The 20,226-nt window shown below is 67.9% G+C and carries 15 protein-coding genes; 10 read left to right on the top strand and 5 right to left on the bottom strand.

Annotated elements, in window-relative coordinates; translation table 11 throughout:
* Positions 1-32: 32 nt before the first annotated feature.
* Both ppa and DJ018_RS16015 read right to left on the bottom strand, forming a co-directional pair.
* On the bottom strand, positions 33-569 hold the full coding sequence (ppa, locus tag DJ018_RS16020; protein ID WP_111515977.1) for an inorganic diphosphatase: 537 nt from the start codon (positions 567-569) through the stop codon (positions 33-35).
* A 160-nt stretch (positions 570-729) separates the two neighbouring features.
* Positions 730-978: a hypothetical protein gene (locus DJ018_RS16015; RefSeq protein ID WP_111515976.1), complete on the bottom strand. Its 249-nt coding sequence runs from the start codon at positions 976-978 to the stop codon at positions 730-732.
* A gap of 94 nt (positions 979-1,072) precedes the next feature.
* Here DJ018_RS16015 and DJ018_RS16010 point away from each other — a divergent pair, with 94 nt between their 5' ends.
* Complete coding sequence (locus tag DJ018_RS16010) at positions 1,073-1,633, top strand: DUF1003 domain-containing protein (RefSeq protein ID WP_111515975.1); 561 nt, start codon at positions 1,073-1,075, stop codon at positions 1,631-1,633.
* Positions 1,634-1,853: 220 nt separating this feature from the next.
* Complete coding sequence (locus tag DJ018_RS16005; RefSeq protein WP_111515974.1) at positions 1,854-4,277, top strand: response regulator; 2,424 nt, start codon at positions 1,854-1,856, stop codon at positions 4,275-4,277.
* A gap of 5 nt (positions 4,278-4,282) precedes the next feature.
* On the opposite strand, the gene DJ018_RS16000 is transcribed toward DJ018_RS16005, so the two are convergent.
* A complete protein-coding gene (locus DJ018_RS16000) occupies positions 4,283-5,344 on the bottom strand; it encodes an NAD(P)-dependent alcohol dehydrogenase (protein ID WP_111515973.1) in 1,062 nt (353 codons plus the stop codon).
* A gap of 135 nt (positions 5,345-5,479) precedes the next feature.
* Here DJ018_RS16000 and DJ018_RS15995 point away from each other — a divergent pair, with 135 nt between their 5' ends.
* Positions 5,480-6,382: a LysR family transcriptional regulator gene (locus tag DJ018_RS15995; protein ID WP_111515972.1), complete on the top strand. Its 903-nt coding sequence runs from the start codon at positions 5,480-5,482 to the stop codon at positions 6,380-6,382.
* On the opposite strand, the gene DJ018_RS15990 is transcribed toward DJ018_RS15995, so the two are convergent.
* On the bottom strand, positions 6,379-7,317 hold the full coding sequence (locus DJ018_RS15990; protein WP_111515971.1) for an AraC family transcriptional regulator: 939 nt from the start codon (positions 7,315-7,317) through the stop codon (positions 6,379-6,381). The two genes, DJ018_RS15995 and DJ018_RS15990, sit on opposite strands and share 4 nt — an antisense overlap.
* A gap of 187 nt (positions 7,318-7,504) precedes the next feature.
* Here DJ018_RS15990 and DJ018_RS15985 point away from each other — a divergent pair, with 187 nt between their 5' ends.
* The 7 genes from DJ018_RS15985 (at position 7,505) to DJ018_RS15955 (ending at position 18,860) form a co-directional block, all read left to right on the top strand.
* Positions 7,505-8,101, top strand: coding sequence for a (2Fe-2S)-binding protein (locus DJ018_RS15985; RefSeq protein WP_240609584.1), 597 nt, complete (start codon positions 7,505-7,507; stop codon positions 8,099-8,101).
* A 1-nt stretch (position 8,102) separates the two neighbouring features.
* Entirely contained in the window at positions 8,103-9,116 is a 1,014-nt protein-coding gene (locus DJ018_RS15980) for an FAD binding domain-containing protein (protein WP_111515969.1), read from the top strand.
* A 2-nt stretch (positions 9,117-9,118) separates the two neighbouring features.
* Complete coding sequence (locus tag DJ018_RS15975; RefSeq protein ID WP_205853789.1) at positions 9,119-11,356, top strand: xanthine dehydrogenase family protein molybdopterin-binding subunit; 2,238 nt, start codon at positions 9,119-9,121, stop codon at positions 11,354-11,356.
* 153 nt (positions 11,357-11,509) lie between these two features.
* Entirely contained in the window at positions 11,510-13,870 is a 2,361-nt protein-coding gene (locus DJ018_RS15970) for a TonB-dependent receptor (RefSeq protein ID WP_111515968.1), read from the top strand.
* A 14-nt stretch (positions 13,871-13,884) separates the two neighbouring features.
* Positions 13,885-15,780: a sulfatase-like hydrolase/transferase gene (locus tag DJ018_RS15965; protein ID WP_111515967.1), complete on the top strand. Its 1,896-nt coding sequence runs from the start codon at positions 13,885-13,887 to the stop codon at positions 15,778-15,780.
* On the top strand, positions 15,780-16,640 hold the full coding sequence (locus DJ018_RS15960) for a formylglycine-generating enzyme family protein (RefSeq protein ID WP_205853788.1): 861 nt from the start codon (positions 15,780-15,782) through the stop codon (positions 16,638-16,640). Before DJ018_RS15965 ends, DJ018_RS15960 begins: the two co-directional genes overlap by 1 nt.
* Before the next feature lie 117 nt (positions 16,641-16,757).
* Positions 16,758-18,860 (top strand): TonB-dependent siderophore receptor, encoded by a 2,103-nt coding sequence (locus tag DJ018_RS15955; protein WP_111515966.1) that lies wholly within the window; start codon positions 16,758-16,760, stop codon positions 18,858-18,860.
* On the opposite strand, the gene DJ018_RS15950 is transcribed toward DJ018_RS15955, so the two are convergent.
* Entirely contained in the window at positions 18,857-20,197 is a 1,341-nt protein-coding gene (locus DJ018_RS15950) for an alginate export family protein (protein ID WP_205853787.1), read from the bottom strand. The genes DJ018_RS15955 and DJ018_RS15950 overlap by 4 nt on opposite strands.
* Positions 20,198-20,226: the final 29 nt, after the last annotated feature.

The following is a 20,226-nucleotide window of genomic DNA, read 5'->3' as shown; positions in this document are numbered from 1 at the left end:
GGGCGCGCCGCAGCGCGCCCTGGGGGTTTGGTCTACTTCTGCGCCTGGCGGTGGCGCTCGATGGCTTCTTCGATGGACTTGCGGGCGGCGTCGGCATCGCCCCAGCCCAGCACCTTCACCCACTTGCCGGGCTCCAGGTCCTTGTAGCTGGCGAAGAAGTGCTCGATCTGCTTCAGCGTGATCTCGGGCAGGTCGGTGTAGTTCTGCACGTTGTCGTAGCGCTTGGTCAGCCACGCGGACGGAACGCCCAGCAGCTTCTCGTCCTGGCCGCCTTCGTCTTCCATCAGCAGGACGCCGACGATGCGCACGCTGATGATCGAGCCGGGCATCAGGGCGCGGGTGTTGGCGACGATCACGTCGGCCGGGTCGCCGTCGCCTGACAGGGTGTGCGGGATGAAGCCGTAATTCCCCGGGTAGCGCATGGAGGTGTAGAGGAAGCGGTCGACGACCAGGGCGCCGGACTTCTTGTCCATCTCGTACTTGATCGGCTCGCCGCCGATCGGCACTTCGATGATGACGTTGACGTCGTGCGGCGCTTTGGAGCCGATCTCCACTGCATCCAGGATCATTCGTACTCTCGTCCCTGTCTTGGAAGGCGCGCGCAGACGACTGCCGACACCACACCTGTTGGTTGGCTCCCTAAGGGCGATTTCGCCCTCAAGCTAGTGGAGTCGTGCGACAATCCGTCACTTCAGCCTGCCGCCGAGGCGCAGCAGAGGCCAAAGACGCCTAGCGCCGCTGGCCCCAGCGCCACCGCCAGGGCTTGCCGTCGCCCTTCAGCAACACCACTGCGATCAGGGCCGCGGTCTCGGCTGCCAACGCCAGCGGCACGATCCACGAAGGGGCGCCTAGCCGAACCGCCAGCAACGGCGTCGCCGCAAGCGTGACCACATAGGCGAGCAGGGCCGCCCAGCCTTGGCCCGAAGTGGGCGAAAGGCCAATCCCGTAGCGCTTCACGCCGAACCAGGGCCTGCTCATGGAGGAACGATCCGTCGGCCGGAGCGGGAAGTCCAGCCCGTCTTGCCGTCGAGCCGGTCCGGCGCCCTTACGGCGCAAGGCAAAGGTGGGGCCCATGGGCGAGTCGGCGCATCGCAACGAGCATCTGGCGCAGGAACTGCTGGGCTGCGGCTATGGCGAGCTGAGCCCGGTCCAGAAAAGCGTCATCGACCTGATCGCCACAGAGCAGCCGACCGGCGTTTCGCGGGAGCTGAGGGTGGACGACCGCTCGTTCGGCGAGCGGCTGGCGGACAATGTCGCGGCGGTGGGCGGTTCATGGACCTTCATCGTCGCCTTCGCCGTGCTGCTCGCCGGCTGGATGGCCTGGAACGCCTGGGGCAAGGGCCACCACCTGGCGTTCGACCCGTTCCCCTTCATCTTCCTGAACCTGATGCTGTCGATGATCGCCGCCCTGCAGGCTCCGGTGATCATGATGAGCCAGAACCGTGCGGCGGCGCGGGACCGGCAGGCGGCCGAGCACGACTATGTGGTCAACCTGCGGGCCGAGCTGGAGATCATGCGCCTGCACGACAAGATCGACGTGCTGCGCCAGCGCGAGATCCTGGAGCTGCTGAAGCGGCAGAGCGAGACCATCCGATTGCTGCGCCAGCAGGTCCAACAGCTGACAAAGGACTAGAGGTGTCCGGCGATGCGGGTGGCAACAACCCTGCGGTGCGCTGTGATCTTCGAATTGTATTCAGCTGGTCTTGGAGGCTGACGCCCAATCGAGCTGCGACTTTCGCGAAGGCAATTGTTCACCCTCCTCCGGTAGAGCTTCGCTGAAGTTTTGTTCGGGTGGGGGCCCTTGCGAGTTGACCATCTCGGTTACTGAGGAATTAACCCGCCCGGTGGGCCACATGTCGCGCATGCGCCGCCTTACGGCGGAGTTGTGCCTAATCGGCCTGCTGTTGCTCACGGGCGGGGTGATCGCGCTTCAGCACGAGATCTTCGGCCGCGACATCGAGGTCGCGCCCGGGCGGACGAACGCCTTCAGCTTCAGCGGGTACGCCGACGAGGTGGGCGGCGGCGCCTCGACCATGACGAGCCCTGGTCCTCTGTCCTGGAACTGCGACGTGCGCGAGTCCGCGCTGTCGGCCCGCTACTGCGGCTACGAGGTGGTGCTGGACGGCAACGGCAGCCTCCCCGGCGTCGATTTGCGCAATCTCGAGAAGATCGCTCTGACGCTGGACTACCACGGTCCCGCCAAGACCCTCCGGTTCCAGCTGAAGAACGAGGATCCCCGCTACAGCACTCACGGCGACCGTTCGACCGCCAAGGTCAACAAGGTGGAGTTCACGGTTCGTGAGGGCCGCCAAACCATTGTCTTCGAACCGCAGGACTTCAGCGTCGCGGAGTGGTGGCTGATGGGCAAGAACATCCCCGTCGAGCTCGGCCGCCTTCAGCTGGACAATGTGGTGGCCGTGGAAGTCGCGACCGGCACGAGCCCGCCGTCCGGGCACTACAGCTTCCGCATCGAGTCCATGACGCTGCAGCGTTCAAGCGTTGGGCCAGCCCGACTGTACCTGATGATCATGGGCGTCTGGGCGGTCGTGATTGCGCTCTACATGCTGCTGCGCATGCGGCGCACGCGCCAGGACGCGCTGGAGAAAGATCTCGCCCAGGCCGAAGCGCGGGTCGCGCTGGCGAAGGCCAAGCAGGCCGCTGAGCGGGCAAGCGAGGCCAAGTCCGCGTTCCTGGCCAGCATGAGCCACGAACTGCGCACGCCCCTCAACGCGGTGCTGGGCTACGCGCAGCTGCTGGAGCGGGCGCGGCTTGCGCCGGAGCACCTGGCTTCGGTGCGGACCATTCACCGGAGCGGCGTGCACCTGTTGTCGCTGATCACCGACCTGCTGGACCTATCGAAGATCGAGGCCGGCAAGATGGAGCTGCATCCTGCGCCGGTCAGCGTTCGCGGCGCCATCGCCGCCGTCGCCGAGATGATCGAGGTGCGGGCCGAGGAAAAGGGACTGGCGTTCAACTGCGAGGTCGAGGACGCGGTGCCGGAGGCCGTGTCGGCGGACGACAAGCGCCTGCGCCAGATCCTGCTGAACCTGCTGAGCAACGCGGTGAAGTTCACCAACGAAGGGCGCGTGTCGCTGCGTGTCGGCCTGGTGGAGCGCACCCGTGAGACGGCGCGCCTGCGCTTCGAAGTGCAGGACAGTGGGACGGGCATCAGCGAAAACGAGCTCGAGCAGATCTTCCGGCCGTTCGAACAGGTGGGCGGGCTTGAGGGGCGGGAAGCCGGGGCGGGCCTTGGCCTGGCCATCAGCCGGCAGCTGGCCGGCCTGATGGGGGCCACCATCCAGGTGCAAAGCCGGGTCGGGCACGGCTCCAGCTTCTGGTTCGAGGCGAGCTTCCCGCTGGCCGACGCCGCGCCGGTGGAGGAGCACGTCGCTTCCAGCAAGATCGTCGGGTACGCGGGCGAGCGGCGCCGGGTGCTGGTGGTCGACGACAACCAGGACAACCGCGGCCTGTTGTGCGACCTGCTGGAGCAGTTGGGCTTCGCCACGGAAGTGGCTTGCGAGGGGCGCGAGGCCGTGCGGCTGGCGCAGCTCACCTCGCCGGACATCATCCTGATGGACCTGAAGATGCCGGGGATGGACGGGCTGGAGGCCACCCGACTGATCCGTGTGATCGAGCCGCTCAAGGCGGTGCCGATCGTGGCGGTGTCGGCCAACAACGCCGAGGAAGGCGAGGCGTCCGCCCGCGCCGCCGGCGCCGACGCCTATGTCAGCAAGCCCATCAACAACTGCGAGCTGCTGCGTACGGTGGGCGAGCTCCTGGCCGTGGAGTGGCTGTGGGAAGACGCCAAGGGCGGAAAGACTGCCGCGGGGGCGGCGTCGGCTGAGACGCCGACGGCTGCGGCCCAGCCCGGACGCGTCCTGCGCATCCTGGCGGCGGAGGACAACGCCATCAACCAGCGGGTCCTGCGGGCCATGCTGGACGCCCTGGACGTGGAGCTGGAAATCGCCGCCGATGGCGCCCAGGCCGTGCGCGCGGTGGAGACCGCCGCTTTCGACCTGGTGCTGATGGACATGCAGATGCCCGAGATGAACGGAACCGAGGCCACGCGCGCCATCCGGCAATGGGAAGCCAAGACCGGCCAGGCCCGCACGCCGATCATCGCGCTGTCGGCCGACGCCGGCGCCGAGCACGTGGCCGGCTACTTGGCGGCCGGCATGGACGGGCACCTGGCCAAGCCGATCGAGATTTCCGAACTCTACGGGCTGCTGGCGCAGTTCACGCCAGGCGCGCCCGTAGAGCTGAAGCTGGCCGGCTAGGGCCTTCAGGCGGCCGCTTCGGCCAGCGACGCGCTGTCGATGACGAAGCGGTACTTCACGTCGCTCTTGAGCATGCGCTCGTAGGCGTCGTTGATCTCCTGAGCCTTGATCATCTCGATGTCCGAGACGATCCCGTGCTGGGCGCAGAAATCGAGCATCTCCTGGGTTTCGGCGATGCCGCCGATCAGCGAGCCAGCGATCGACTTGCGGCCGAAGATCAGCACGCCGACGGTGGGGGAGGGGTGCGGATGCTCCGGCACGCCCACTAGGCACAGGGTGCCGTCGCGCTTCAGCAGGGCCGTGAAGGCGTCGAGGTTGTGGCTGGCGGCGACGGTGTCGAGGATGAAGTCGAAGGAGCCGGTGTGGGCTTCCATCTCCTGCGGATTGCGGGAGACGACCACTTCGTCGGCGCCCAGGTCCAGGGCGTCCTGGCGCTTGGACTCGGAGGTGGTGAAGGCCACCACGTGCGCGCCCATGGCGTGGGCGAGCTTCACCCCCATGTGGCCGAGACCGCCGATGCCGACGACGCCGACCTTCTTGCCCGGGCCGACGTTCCAATGGCGCAGGGGCGAGTAGGTGGTGATGCCGGCGCAGAGCAGGGGCGCCACCGCGGCGAGCTGGTCTTCCGGATGGGAGATCTTCAGGACGAAGCTGTCCTTGACCACGATGCGCTGGGAGTAGCCGCCCATGGTGTAGCCGGGGGCGTCTTCGGTCGGGCCGTTGTAGGTGCCGACGAAGCCGTGGGCGCAGTACTGCTCCAGCCCGTCGTCGCACTCGTGGCAGTGCTTGCAGCTATCGACCATGCAGCCGACGCCGACGATGTCGCCCACGGCGAACTTGGAGACTTCGCCGCCGACGGCGGACACGCGGCCGACGATTTCGTGGCCGGGAACGCAGGGGTAGAGCGTGCCTTCCCATTCCGAGCGGACGGTGTGCAGGTCCGAGTGGCAGACCCCGCAGTAGGCGATCTCGATCTGGACGTCGTGCGCCCCAACGGCGCGTCGCTCGATGTCGAGGGCTTGCAACGGCTTGTCGGCGGCGAAGGCGCCAAAGGCTTTCACGGGCATCGGATTGCTCTCGCTAGGTGATTGGGGCAGGCGGGGGAGGCCCGCAGCAGCGGTCTAGTCCAGCTCTCGTTCAGTGATTAGACGGCGAAGAGCGCATGTGGTTATGAGTGCAGCTCATCAATCCTCCTGGCTCACATGGCCCGCACCAACTTCGACGACCTCGCAGCGTTCCTTGCGGTGGCGCGCGAGCGCAGTTTCACGCGGGCGGCCGCCAGGTTGGGCGTCTCCCAGTCGGCCCTCAGCCACACGGTTCGCGGGCTTGAAGAGCGGCTGGGGCTGCGGCTGCTGACCCGCACGACGCGCAGCGTCACGCCGACGGAAGCGGGCGAGCGGCTGATGCAGACCCTCGCCCCCCGCCTGGAGGAGATCGAGAGCGAACTGGCGGTTCTGGTGGAGAACCGCGACAAGCCCGCCGGCAACATCCGGATCACCGCCGGCGAGTTCGCGCTGGAGACGGTGATCTGGCCGGCGCTGCGCAAGCTGTTGCCGGAGCACCCGGACATCAGCGTCGAGGTGTTCACCGACAACACGCTCACCGACATCGTGGCGGAGCGGTATGACGCCGGCGTGCGGTTCGGCGAGCTGGTGGCCAAGGACATGATCAGCGTCCGGATCGGGCCGGACATCAGCATGATCGCCGTGGCCACGCCGAGCTATTTCGCGACCCGGCCCAAGCCGAAGGTCCCTCAGGACCTCACGGCGCACAGCTGCATCAATCTGCGGCTGCCGACCTATGGCGGCCTCTACGCCTGGGAGTTCGAGAAGGACGGGCAGGAGCTGCGCGTACGGGTGGAAGGCCAGCTGGTGTTCAACAGCATCGGGCCGATCCTGACGGCGGCGCTGGACGGGCTGGGCATCGGCTTTCTGTTCGAGCCGCAGGTTCGCCCGTACATCGAACGGGGCGAGCTGGTGCAGGTGCTGGAGGACTGGTCGCCGCCGTTCTCCGGCTTCCACCTCTACTACCCGAGCCGGCGGCAGGTGACGCCCGCCTTCGCCCTATTGGTGGAGGCGCTTCGCTACCGTCCGGACGGCCGCTAGAGACTGGAGCTTTCGACCACGGGCGTCGCGGCGGCGAGGGCGAACGTCGGAGTCTTGCGGCGCTGCGGACGCTGTAGGTCCTGACGCGGCGAGACGCCGAACATGCGCGAATAGTCCCGGCTGAAGTGCGAGACGCTCTCGTAGCCCACGCCATAGGCCGCAAGGCTCGCCGACAGGCCCTCCGCCTGCATCAGCCGGCGCGCCTCCAGCAAGCGCAGTTGCTTCTGGAACTGCACCGGGGTGAGCGAGGTGACGGCCTTGAAGCGACGATGGAAGGCCGAAACGCTCATGCCTGCCGCGATCGCCAGCCGCTCCACCGGCACGGTTTCGGCATAGTCGGCGCGCAGAATGCGGACCGCCTTGGCGATCCGCTGCGCCTGGCTGTCAGGGCGAGCCAGGCGGCGGATCTCGGCTCCGTGGCGACCGGCCAGCAGCCAGTAATGGAGCTCCCGCGAGATCGCCGGGTAGAGCACGGAGGTCGCCTCCGGGCGGTCCAGAAGCCGCATGAGCCGCAGGGCGCAGTCGAGCACGGCCGCTTCGGTATCCTCCACGAATAGCGGCGAGAGGCTTTCGGAAGCGGGCTCAACGCCGTCGAGCTCCAGGGCGAGATCGCGCACCAGGCCCATGTCCAGCTCGATGGCCAAGGCGATGTAGGGCGCTTCGACCGACGCCTGCACCACCTGGGCGACCAGCGGCGTGTCGAGGGCGACCACCAGCGATTGGCCGGCGGAGAAGACCTGGGTCTCGGCGCCGATGGTGAACTGCTTGGCGCCCTGCAGGATCAGGCAGGCGAGGGGCTTGTAGACGCAAGGCATTGGTCCGCTCGGCCGGCGTCGGCACATGAGCCGCAAGCCGGGCAGCGGTGTCAGCGCGGAGCCCTCCGTATCTGCGTGCCGGTCGGCGTACCGGACGATGGCCTGCTTGAGGGTGTCCATGCAGCAGCCTCCTTGGCGCAGGTTCCACCATTCACGGTAGATAGAAAACGCGCCAGCGGCAGGATCAGGCAAGTCTTACGCAGACTTCGGCAAACAGCGCTCTGCGATCGCGAGTTATGGATTCTGGGGCGGCGGAGCTGCGTGCGGCGACCGTCCCGATGGGCCTCACCGCTGGGAGCTTGCGATCGTGGAGACGCCGAAGATTTCACGCCGCGGCCTGCTCGGCGCCTCGCCGGTGGTGGCGGTGAGCGCGAAGGCCGCTTCGGCGCAGACACCGGAGGCCGCCGCTCCGGCCTTACCTGATGCGCCGGTGCGCCGGCGCGTGGTGCTCAAGGTCAATGGCGAGAGCCGGGAGCTGGACCTCGACACCCGCACCACGTTGCTGGACGCCCTGCGCGAGCACCTGCATCTGGCCGGCACCAAGAAGGGCTGCGACCAGGGCCAGTGCGGCGCCTGCACGGTGCACCTGGACGGCGAGCGGGTGCTTTCGTGTCTGACGCTCGCCGCCCAGGCCGAGGGGCGCGAGGTGGTGACCATCGAGGGGCTTGCGCGGGGCGGCAAGCTGCATCCGATGCAACAGGCCTTCATCGACAACGACGCCTTCCAGTGCGGGTACTGCACGCCGGGCCAGATCATGTCGGCGGTCGCCTGCGTGCAGGAGGGCCACGCGCGCACGGACCATGAGATCCGCGAGTACATGAGCGGCAACCTGTGCCGCTGCGCCGCCTATCCAAACATCGTGGCGGCCATCAACCAGGCCAAGAGCCAGATGGGACGGGCCTGACATGCGCCCCTTCACCTATGAGCGACCGAAGGCCATCGCCGAAGCCGTGTCGATGGCCCGCAGCGAGGGGGCGGGACATGTGAACGCCCCGGTGCAGTATCTGGGCGGCGGCACCACCCTGCTCGACCTCATGAAGCTGGACGTCATGCAGCCGACGCGGCTGGTGGACATCAGCCGGCTCGACGATCGCCTGTTGCGGGGGGTGAGCCGCAACCGCGAAGGCCTGCGGATCGGCGCCCTGTCATCCATGGCCGAGCTGGCGGACAACGGCATGCTGGCCCGGGACTATCCCGTGCTGCAGCAGTCGTTGTGGCTGGCCGCCTCCCAGCAGTTGCGCAACATGGCGCGCGTGGGGGGCAACGTTCTCCAGCGGACCCGCTGCCCCTACTTCCGCGACACCAGCTACTCCGAGTGCAACAAGCGCATCCCGGGGTCGGGCTGCGCGGCCATGGACGGCGTGAACCGTCTTCACGCCGTGCTGGGCGTGTCCGACAAGTGCATCGCGGCCTATCCCGGAGACTGGGCTCAGGGGCTGGCGGCCCTGGATGCGGTGGTGGAGGTGCTGGGCCCCGGCGGCGCACGGAGCGTGCCGTTCGGCGAACTACACCGCCCGCCCGGCGAGACGCCGCACATCGAGACCAGCCTGCAGCCCGGCGAGCTGATCACCGGCTTTGTGGTTCCGGGCGAGCCCTGGCCGCGCTCGCTCTATCGCAAGGTTCGCGACCGGGAGAGCTACGCCTTCGCCAACGCCAGCGCCGCAGTGGCGCTGCGCATGCGCGGGGACGTAGCCGAAGACATCCGCATCGGCTTGGGCGGGGTGGCGACCACGCCTTGGCGGGCGCGCACCGCCGAAGGGATGCTGCGCGGCAAGCCCCTGACGGAGGCGGCGATCCGCGCGGCGGCCGAGGCCGAGTTCGCTCAGGCTCGGCCGCGGGAACACAACCGCTTCAAGGTGGCCCTCGGCCCGGCGACGATCACGCGAGCGCTTCTGGAAGCCAAGGCGATGGAGGTCTGAAGATGCTGCAGCCCACTCCGCCCGTGCCGCAGCCCCTGGAGAACATGGGGCAGGCCATCCCGCGATACGAAGCGACCGCCAAGGTGACAGGACAGCCGCTCTACGCCGCCGACGAGCCGATCGCACGGCCGCTGTACGCCTTCTTCAAGACCAGCGGCGTGGCGCGCGGGACAATCGCAAGCCTCGACGTGCGCAAGGCCGAAGCCATGCCGGGCGTGATGAAGGTCTACACGCACCGCAACGCTCCGCCCCGCAAGGCGGTCAAGCACATCATGACCGGCGGTTACATGTCGGACACCAATATCCCGTTGGCTGACAATCGCGTGCGCCACGACGGCGACATCGTCGCCATGGTGGTGGCCGACAGCTACGAGATCGCTCGCGACGCGGCCAACCGAATCGAGGTCCGCTACGCCGCGCAGGCGCCGGCGGCGACGTTCGGCAGCCCTGGAGCGGTGAAGAAGGTTCCGGAGCAGGCGCAGAAGAACGCCAAGAAGGCGGGCGACTTCGCTGCGGGCTGGAGCCGTGCGCCGGTGAAGGTGGATGCGCGCTATTCCACGCCGACCCAGCACCACAACCCCATCGAGCTCTACGCCACCACGGCGGTGTGGAACGGCGACCAGCTGACGTTCTACGAACCGAGCCAGTTCGTTTATTCAACGGCCAACGGACTGGCCGAGCAGATTGGGGTGGATCCGGCCAAAGTCCATCTGGTGAACCCCTATGTGGGCGGCGGTTTCGGCGGCAAGGGCATCCTGACCCAGCGGACCGCTCTGGTGGCGCTGGCGGCGCGGGACCTTGGCCGTCCGGTGAAGCTCGTCCTCCATCGCAAGCAGGCCTACGGACTGACCACCTACCGGGCCGAAACGCGCCAGCGGGTGCGCCTGGGCGCTGATCGGAACGGCAAGCTCGTGGCCTTCGCCCATGACGGCGAGGAGGTCACCAGCCGGGCCGACGACTACATGGTGGGCGGCGTTGAGAACACCGTCGAGATGTACGCGTGCCCGAACATCGCCACCTCCGTCACCCTGGTGAAGGCCGACCGCAACACACCGGGCTTCATGCGCTCCCCGCCCGAGACGCCCTACATGTTCGGCCTGGAAAGCGCGATGGACGAGCTTGCCGTCGCCTTGAACATGGATCCGGTTGAGCTGCGCCGGATCAACGACACGCAGAAGAGCCCGATCAGCGGAGCGCCCTACACCAGTCGCTCGCTGATGCAGTGCTACGACCAGGCGGCGGCGGCCTTCGGCTGGAGCCGGCGCAACCCTCGGCCTTTGAGCATGAGCCAGGGCGACTGGTTGATCGGCTGGGGCTGCGCCACGGCGACCTACCCGACCAACATGATGGCTTCGACGGCCCGCATTCGGCTGACCGCCGATGGCAAGGCGGTCGTGGAAGTGGCGGCCCACGACATGGGGCAGGGCGCCTACACGGCCATGCAGCAGATCGCGGCCAAGCGGCTGGGCCTCGATCCACGCCAGGTGACGGTGAGAATGGGCGACAGCGCCCTGCCGCCGGGTCCGGTGGCAGGCGGTTCCATGACCACCGCCAGCGCCGGCTCGGCGGTGCACACCGCCGCCGGCAAGATCGCCGCACGTTTCGGCGGCGCGATGCCGGCGCCGAACGACCTCGACGACGCATTCCGCCGATTGGGCGTCACCCAGATCGAGGAGTATGCCGAGTGGTGGCCGCCGGGGCAGGGGCCCCAGGCCGTTCGCGCCCTCTACAAGGGCTCGATGGGCGGCGGCGGCGGCGAGGAAGGCGAGCAACAGGAAGGCAACGCTGGCGGCGGCAAGCCGATGATGGCGGCCTTCGGCGCCGAGTTCGTGGAGGTGCGCATCCACCGCCTGACCCGCGAAATCCGGGTGCCGCGGATGACAGGGGCCTTTGCGGCCGGCCACATCGTCAATCCGCGAACCGCCCGGAGTCAGTATCTCGGCGGCATGATCTGGGGCATGGCCTCGGCCCTGCTGGAAGCCACCGAGGTGGACGCCAAGCGGGCGCGCTACGTCAACGACAACATCGCCGAGTATCTGGTGGCGGTGAACGCGGACGTGCCGCAGGTGGACGTGATCTTGGTGCCGGAGGTGGACACCAAGGTGAACCCATTGGGCGTGAAGGGCATCGGGGAGCTCGCCAACGTGGGCACCGCCGCAGCCATCGCCAACGCCGTCTACCACGCCACGGGCAAGCGGATCCGCGACCTGCCGATCACCATGGACAAGCTGCTGGTCTAGGTGGCCGCAGGTCGCGCCGAGCGCGCAGCTCGGCAAAACCGCACGCATCCCGAGCCATAAGCGCGTCTAAAGCCACGCTCAGAAGTTCGGCCTATGAATCTCTACTTAGCCTATGGGAGTTGGCGAGCATTGTAGCTGAAGGGGGTAGTACCCATGGTGTCGCCGCTCGCCCGTGTCCTGTTGATCTCCACGCTTCTGTCGCCCTTGGCGCTGGCCGGTCCCGTGCTGGCGCAGGACGGCGCGACCTCGGTGGGCGAGGTCGTGGTCACCGCCCAGAAGCGCGCCGAGCGCCTGCAGGATGTGCCGCTGGCGGTCACCGCCCTGTCCGGCGAAACCCTGACCGAGCGGCAGGTCAACGACACCAACGCCCTGGCGACGGTGGTCCCCTCCCTGACTTTCACTCAGAACAACAACGTCTCGAACTCCACATTCCGGATCCGCGGGGTGGGCACCTCGCTGTTCAACCAGGGCTCGGAAAGCTCCGTCTCGACGGTGATCGACGGGGTGGTGCTGGCGCGCCAGGCCCAGGGCTTCGTGGACCTCGCCGGCCTGGAGCGGGTGGAGGTGCTGCGCGGGCCGCAGGGCACCCTGTTCGGCAAGAACGCCACGGCCGGGGTGATCAACGTGGTGACCTCGCGTCCGTCCGAGACCCTGCGTGCGCGGGTGGACGCCACCCTCGCCGAACAGGACGAGTATCGGGTGAAGGGCGTTGTCTCCGGGCCGCTCGCGCCGGGGCTCAAGGGGCTGCTGAGCGGCTTCTACAATGACGTGGGCGGCCACATCACCAACGTCGCCACGGGCAAGGACAAGAATGGCTTCGAAAGCTGGGGCGTGCGGGGCAAGCTCGAGTGGGATCCCACCGAGACCCTGAACCTGCTGCTGACCAGCGACTACCGAGAGACCGACGCGGACTGCTGCCAGCCGCAGTACCTGCAGGTGACGACGCCGCTGCTGGCGCAGCTGCTGGCGCCCGTCGTGGCCAGCAAGCGCAACCGGCAGGTCAACATCGACGTGCCGTCGTTCAACAACACCGAGCAGTGGCTGACCTCGCTGCAGGCCGACCTGCAGCTGGGCGATTTCACCGTGACCTCGATCACCGCCTACCAGCGGTTCGATTTCGACAACAACGTGGACGTGGACGGGCTGAACACGCCACGTCCGATCTTCGTGCCGTTCAGCAACGGGCGCGGCATCCTGAACGGTGGGCCGGCTGGCGTGCGCCAGTGGAGCCAGGAGCTGCGGCTGACCTCGCCGGCGGGCGAGCGGCTGACCTATGTGGCGGGGCTCTACTACCTGAACTTGGACGTGACCCGCGGCTTCCGCCGCCGTCTCGGCAACTGCGTGGCTGGCGGGGCGAACGGCCCGGCGGTGTTCGGCCAGCCGTGCAACGTGCCGACCTACACCTCCACCTTCCACAGCGCCGAGTCCGAGACCGACCAGATCGCCCTGTTCGGCCAGGGCGAGTTCGCGCTGACCGATCGGCTTCAGCTGCTGGCCGGCGCCCGCCTGCAGCGGGAGAAGGTGAGCTACAGCGCTAATCGCCCGGGCCTGGCCCTGGTGGCCGGCGACGTGCCGCAGCTGGCCGCCTCGCGCGGCTCCGGCTCGACGGAGGACGATGATCTCTCCGGCAAGGTCGGCCTGAAGTACGAGATCAGCGACACGGCGCAGAGCTACGTGACCTGGACCCGCGGCTACAAGGGCGCGGCCTATGACATCGAGGTCACCGCCAACTTCGCCAATCAGACGCCGGTGGCGCCCGAGACGGTGGAAGCCTGGGAAGCGGGCCTGAAGCTGGAGCTGTTCGACCGTCGCCTGAGCCTCAACACGGCGGCCTTCTACGCCGACTACGCCAACCTGCAGGTCCAGGCGGCGCGGGTGGATGCGGTGAGCGGCATCACTTCGTTTGCGCCGACCAATGCCGGCAGCTCGGTGTCCAAGGGCGTCGAAGTCGAATGGTTCGGCCAGGTGGCCCAGGGTCTGACCGTGAGCGGAGGCGTGACGTACCTCGACACCAGCGTCGACGTGGACGGCCTGACCTGCCCGACGCCGCTGCAGAACAGCGCGACGGTCTCGACCGGCTCCCCGCTGAACGCTTGCTACCGCACCACGCCGACCGGCTCGGCCCTGCTGAATGTGCGCGGCGGGCGGCTGCCCAATGCGCCGGAGTGGCGCGGTTCGCTAACGGTGCGCTACGAGCGTGACCTGACCGCGGACCTGAACGGCTTCGTGCAGGTCACCGCCTCCGGCCAATCGGGCGTGAACTTCACGCTGGAGCAGGATGCCGACCTTCGGCAGCCCGCCTATGGCACGGCGGACGCCAGCATCGGCGTGCGGCGGGCGGACGGGCGCTGGGGCGCCAGCCTGTTCGTGCGCAACCTGACCAACGAGCACTTTCTGTCCGGCATGGGCCGTGCGGGGCAGCTGACCAACCCGGCGAACCCCTACAACATCACTGGCTTCATCCCGAAGGACGCCGACCGCTATTTCGGCGTGACCCTGACGGCGGCGTACTGAGAGGGCAGGGGACCATGAGCCATCCAACTTTCGACCGCCGCACGGTGCTGTCGGCCGCTGCGGCAGCCGGCTTCGCCGCCGCTCTCGACGAGGCGTCCGCCGCGCCTGGCCCTAAGCCAAACATCCTTTGGCTGGTGAGCGAGGACAACAATCCCTTCATCGGCGCCTACGGGGACAAGCTGGCCCACACGCCGACCATCGACGCCCTGGCGAAAAAGGGCGTGCTGTACCGCAAGGCCTATTCCAACGCCCCGGTCTGCGCGCCCTCGCGGTTCGCGATCATCACCGGCGCCTATCCGGAAAGCGCCGCGCCGGCCAACCAGATGCGGGCGATCGCCAAGATCCCCCGCGGCTGGCAGGCCACGCCGCAGTTCCTGCGCAGGGTGGGCTACTACTGCACCAACAACGAGAAGACCGACTACAACTGCGAGATCGATCCGGCGCAGGCCTGGGACGAGAGCAGCGCCGAGGCGCACTGGCGCAAGCGGCCGGCGGGAGCGCCGTTCTTCGCCGTGTTCAACCACATGGTCACTCACGAGAGCCGGCTGTTCCAGCCGCAGGAGGGGCGGGTGAAACCCCAGGACGTGGTCCTGCCCAGCTACCTTCCCGACACCCCGGCCATCCGCCAGGACGTCGCCACCTACTACAACGTCATGGAGATCATGGACGGCCAGTTGGCGACCCGGCTCGCGGAGCTGGAGGCGGACGGCGTCGCAGACGACACCATCGTCTTCTACTACTCGGACAACGGCGGCACGCTTCCGACCTCCAAGCGGTACTGCCACGAGCAGGGGCTACGTTGCGGCCTCGTCGTCTATGTGCCGGAGAAGTGGGCCCATCTGGCGCCGGGTAAACCAGGCACGGTGGTGGAAAGCCCCGTCACCCACATCGACCTGCCGCCCACGGTTCTGGCCATCGCCGGCGTGCCGCAGCCGCCGCAAATGGCCGGCCGGCCGCTGTTCGCCAGCAAGGCCGCCAAGCCCCAGGCCTACGCCTTCGGCATGCGAAACCGCATGGACGAGGTCTACGACTTCGTCCGCACGGTCTCGGACGGTCGCTTCCGCTACATCCGCAACTACCTGCCGCATCTCCCGCAGGGTCGCTACGGCGCCTTCCAGTGGCAGGCCAAGGGCTACCAGTCACTGGAGACCGAACTGCTGGCGGGGCGTCTGACGCCCGTGCAGCGGCGGTTCTTCGAGCCGCGGCCTTACGAGGAGCTCTACGATGTGGAGGCCGACCCGGACCAGGTGAACAACCTGGCGGGCGAAGCAGGCAGCCGCGCCAAGCTCGCCGAGCTGCGCCGGGCGCTGGACGCGCACATGATCGCAGTCAACGACAACGGCTTCATTCCAGAAGGCTCACCCCTGGAAGGGTACGAAGCCAGCCGCGCGCCAGGGGCCTATCCGCTTAAGCGGGTGATGGCGCTGGCCGAGGCGGCGGGTCAGCGGGACGTGAGCAACCTGCCGGCCTTCGTCAAAGGGCTGAGCGATCCCAATGAGGTGATCCGCTACTGGTCGGCGCAGGGGATCATCATCCTGGGGCCGCAAGGGGCGGGCGCCGCAGAGGCGCTCGAGGCGCGGCTCGCCGCCGAGCCATCGCCGCAGGTGCGAGTGGCCCTGGCCGAGGCGCTGAGCCAGGGGCGGCCGGAGGCTGGCGTTGAGGTCCTGACCCGGCTGCTCGACACCGAGCCCAGCTCGAAGGTGAAGCTGCAGGCCCTGAACGCCCTGACCAATCTTGGCCCGGCGGCGAAGCCGGCCTTGCCGTTGATCGAGCGCCTGCGCGACACCAGCCGGCATACCTATGTGAAGAGCCGCAGCACCTACCTGGCCCTGAAGCTGTCGGGCAAATACCAGCCGACGACCAAGGTGTTCGACATGGCCTGGTTCCGGCTGACGGAGGCGGAGCGCTGATGAGCGAAGCGGCGGCGCGAGCCGGCATGGTCTTCATCGCGGGTCGCCGTTTCACCATGGGCTCGGAACGGTTCTATCCGGAGGAGGCGCCGCTTCGTCCCGTCGAGGTCGACAGCTTCTGGATCGACGAGACGCCGGTGACGAACGCGCAGTTCGCCGCGTTCGTGGCCGCGACCGGCTATGTCACCGAGGCTGAGGAGCCGCCGTTGTTCGCTGAGCAGCCGGACCTCGTCGTTGCGCCAGGGGCGCTGGTGTTCGGGCCGCGAGAGGATGGGGAGGGCTGGTGGAGCTTCGTCGCCGGCGCGAACTGGCGGTCGCCGGCGGGGCCGGGCTCCTCCATCGGAGGGCTGGAAAGCCACCCAGTGGCGCAGGTCAGCTTCCGCGACGCGCAAGCCTACGCCGCCTGGGCCGGAAAGGCGCTGCCCAGCGAGGCGGAGTGGGAGCTTGCAGCCCGTGGCGGACTGGACGACGCGGACTTCGCATGGGGCGACGAACTGGCGCCTGGCGGGGCGATGATGGCCAACTACTGGCAGGGGGCCTTTCCGCACGAGAACCTCGCTCTCGACGGCTTCGAGCGCACCTCGCCGGTGAGGAGCTTCCCGGCCAACGGGCACGGCTTGTTCGATATGATCGGCAACGTCTGGGAATGGACGGCCGACGACTACGCAGAGGACCTGCCGACCCGCCCCTGCTGCGGGAGCCGGGTGTCCGCCGGACCCCGCACCTTGGTGCTCAAGGGCGGGTCGCACCTGTGTGCGGAGAACTACTGCCAGCGCTACCGGCCCGCCGCCCGCATTCCCCAGAGTGCGGACTCGGCCACCTCGCACATCGGCTTTCGTTGCGTGGTGCGGCCCGTCTGACACGGCGGGCGGCTCTCGATAGCAGAACTATGCGAATGACTCGCAATCGCATTGACCGCCAAGGCGACGCTGGCTAGTAGCTGCGACTAATTCGCAATTGCAACCGGTTGGAGCGCCATGTCCCCTCGTCTTTCGCTGTTCGCCAGCACCTTCCTCGTGGCGGCGGCCTGGTGCGGCGTCGCATCGGCGGAAGCGGTCGTCGCTGCGGCGGCGGACGTGTCCGCTTCCGAGGTGCAGGAAGTCGAAGGTCTGGTGGTCACGGGCGACCGGGCGCGCACCTCCGCCGTGATTGGTCTGGACCTCTCCCTGCGCGAGACGCCCCAGTCCGTGACCCAGATCACCCAGGAGCGCATCCGGCAGTTCGCGCTGACGGACGTGAACACCCTGCTGGTGCAGTCGCCGGGCGTGAACGTGGAGAAGGTCGAGACCGACCGGACCTATTACAACTCGCGCGGCTTCGACATCACCAACTTCCAGGTGGACGGCATCGGTCTGCCGCTGATCTGGGGAATTCAGTTCGGCGACCTGGACACGGTGCTGTTTGACCGCGTCGAGATCGTGCGCGGCGCCAACTCCATGATGACCGGCACCGGCAATCCGTCGGCCACGGTCAACTACATCCGCAAACGCCCGACGGCGGAGCGGCGGGGCAACCTGGCGGTCCAGTACGGTTCGTGGAGCGACCTGCGGCTGGAAGCGGACGTGTCGGGGCCGCTGAACGCGGACGGCAGCGTGCGCGGCCGGCTGATCTACGCCAACCAGGACCGTGAGAGCTACCTCGACCACTACCGGCAGAACCGCAACGTCTACGGAGCGCTGCTGGCCTGGGACGCGACGCCGAAGCTGACGGCGACGGCGGGCTGGTCGATGAACGACAACCGCTCCAAGGGCAATCTGTGGGGCGCCTTGCCGCTGCTCTACTCGGACGGCACGCGGGTCGACTATCCGGTGTCGGCCTCCACGTCCGCCGACTGGACCTACTGGAACGTCCGGGACCAGACCGCCTTCGGCGAACTCGACTACCGGTTCGACAACGGCTGGAGCCTGAAGGGCGTGGCCACCTACAAGCGCTTCGAGGAAGAGGCCAAGCTGCTCTACGCCTACGGCAATCCGGACCCGGTGACGGGCCTGGGCGTCGCCGGGATGAGCGGCATCTATCCGTCGGAATACGAGAGCTGGATCGTCGACGGCTATGCGTCGGGCCCGTTCGAGCTGTTCGGGCGCACGCACCAAGCCGTGATCGGCGGTCAGGCGTCGGAATCCAATTCGGTGGAATACGAGAACTTCTCGCCCGACACGGTCATCTATCCGGCGATCGGCCAGCTTGGTCGCGCGGCCCTGCTGGAGCCCAGCTACCCGGGCGCCTACCGGGCCGAGGACGAGCTCGACCGGCTCTACCGGCTCTACGCGGCGGCCCACCTCGAGGTCACCGACAGGTTGAAGCTGGTGGTCGGCGCCAACTGGCTGAAGGTGAAGACCAAGGGCTTCTCCTATGGCGTGGACGCCGGGCGCGACGAGTCGCAGGTGAGCCCGTACCTGGGTGCGGTTTTCGACCTTTCCGACCAGGTCTCGCTCTATGCGAGCTACACGGACATCTTCAATCCGCAGTCCGAAGTGGACGTGAACCGCCAGCGCCTGCCCCCCGCCCACGGCAAGAGCTATGAGGCGGGCGTGAAGAGCGAATGGTTCGACCGCCGGCTCTACGCCACGGCGGCGGTGTTCAAGGCCGAGCAGGCGGACCTTGCGGAGTTCGCCGGGACCTTCGCCGACAGCGCCAAGAGCTACTACGCCGGCGTCGACACGGAAGTGACCGGCTATGAACTCGAAGCGGTCGGCGCGCTGAACGACAACTGGTCGGTGAGCGCCGGCTGGACCCAGCTGGAGATCGAGGGCGAGGACGGAAGCGAGATCCGGCTCTACACCCCGCGCAAGACCCTGAAGCTGATGGCCACCTACGCCGTTCCGGAGCTGCGCGACCTGACCCTCGGCGCCGCTCTGCGCTGGCAGGACGACATCGAAGGCATGGACCTTCTGCCTGTCACTCAGGACGCCTACGGCCTGCTGGACCTGTCGGCCGCGATCAACCTGACCGAACAGGTCCGCGCGACCGTGAACGTACGCAACGTCACCGACGAGAAGCACCTGAACAGCCTGATGTGGGCGCAGTCCTACTACGGCGCGCCGCGCAGCGTGTTCCTCCGGCTGGACTACAACTTCTAGAACGAGGCCAGGAGGTTGAGGGACAGGTAGGTCTCGTCGCCGCTGCGGGGCGCGTTCGGCGCCTCGCGCAGGAAGCGGCCTTTGTCGAGCCACAGGGCGTCCACCTCGCCACGCAGCCGGTCCTCGATGAACCAATAACGGACGCGGCCTTCGACCTGATTGCCGGCGAAGCGGCCCGACCGGCCGGAGGCGTCGCGAACGGCGGTGGTGGAGAAGGAGTCCTCCTGGACCTCCAGCCACATGCTGCGGGCGCTGATGAAGGCGTCCATGCGGTCCGACGGCTCGAACTCCAGACGCAAGCCCGGAGTGACGATGTTGCTGCGGTGAATGGCGGCGTAGATTCCGGACGGACCGAAGTCGGCCCGGCGCATGCCGAACAGGGTGTCGAAGCGGTCGAACTTGCCGCCCCGCTCATCACCGGTGGCGAGGTCGAACTCGGCCGACAGGCGCGGCTTCCAGGCGTGGGCGAAGGTGTAGCCTGCATCGGCGTGGACGAAGTGCGCCTTGGCCTCCAGCTCCCGGGCCGTGGGGGTCAGGTCTGCGCTGATCGTTCCAGTTTGACCGATGGCTTCCACCTCGAAGTCGAAGCGGCTCTTCTTCGGCTCGACGAACAGACGACCGCCGTAGGTGTCGAGCTTGCGATCGCGGGTCGCCGCATACCGCGTGTCGGTCTCGTCCAGGCGGAAGTAGTAGCCCTCCAGGGTGGCGGGACCGACGGTCTTGGGCTTGGCCGCGAGCACGCCCCACAGCACTTGCTGGCTGCCTTCGCGATCGACGTGGTGGCGTGCGTCGAGGAGGTTGTCGATGCCGTCCGGGAGGCGGACCTGCGGCAGGACGTAGATGAAGGTGGTCCTGACGCCGGCCGGCTGGGCGTCCAGGCGCAGGCCCGTGTAGCTGTTGGTGGTGTTGCGGTAGTCGTCGGCGGCCACCAGGCGGCGGGAGCCGAGGTTCAGCATCATGCGACCGGCCGTGAGGCGGCTCTTACCCAGAACGCCGGCCTCGCCCTGGAGGGAGGCGTAGGCCTGCACGACTTCGAAGGTGTTCACCTCGTTGGTGCTGATCGGGCTGCGCCTGTCGCCCTTGAAGACGCGGCTGTCGTACATCTCCGCAGCCAGGGTGAGCGGGCCGCTATTGTACTCGGCGCCGAGCGTGGTCCGCAGGCTGACGAGGTCTTCGGACTGGTTGAAGCCGGGGCGCACCTGGTTGTCGACCGTCTCGTGACGCAGACGCATGGAGCCCGAGAAGGACCAGCCCTCATCGGCTTGGGCCGCCAGAGCGCCGGCTGGCGCGCAGGCGAGGGTCATCGCGATCGGGGCGAGGGCAAGCTTACGCAGCACGGAGGACTCCAGGTGAAACCGTCAGGGTC

Origin of the sequence: Phenylobacterium deserti, assembly GCF_003254705.1 — a bacterium.
Classification (GTDB): Bacteria; Pseudomonadota; Alphaproteobacteria; order Caulobacterales; family Caulobacteraceae; genus Phenylobacterium; species Phenylobacterium deserti.
The sequence above is the reverse complement of the archived record's forward strand: the minus strand, read 5'-3'. Positions and strand labels throughout refer to the sequence as shown.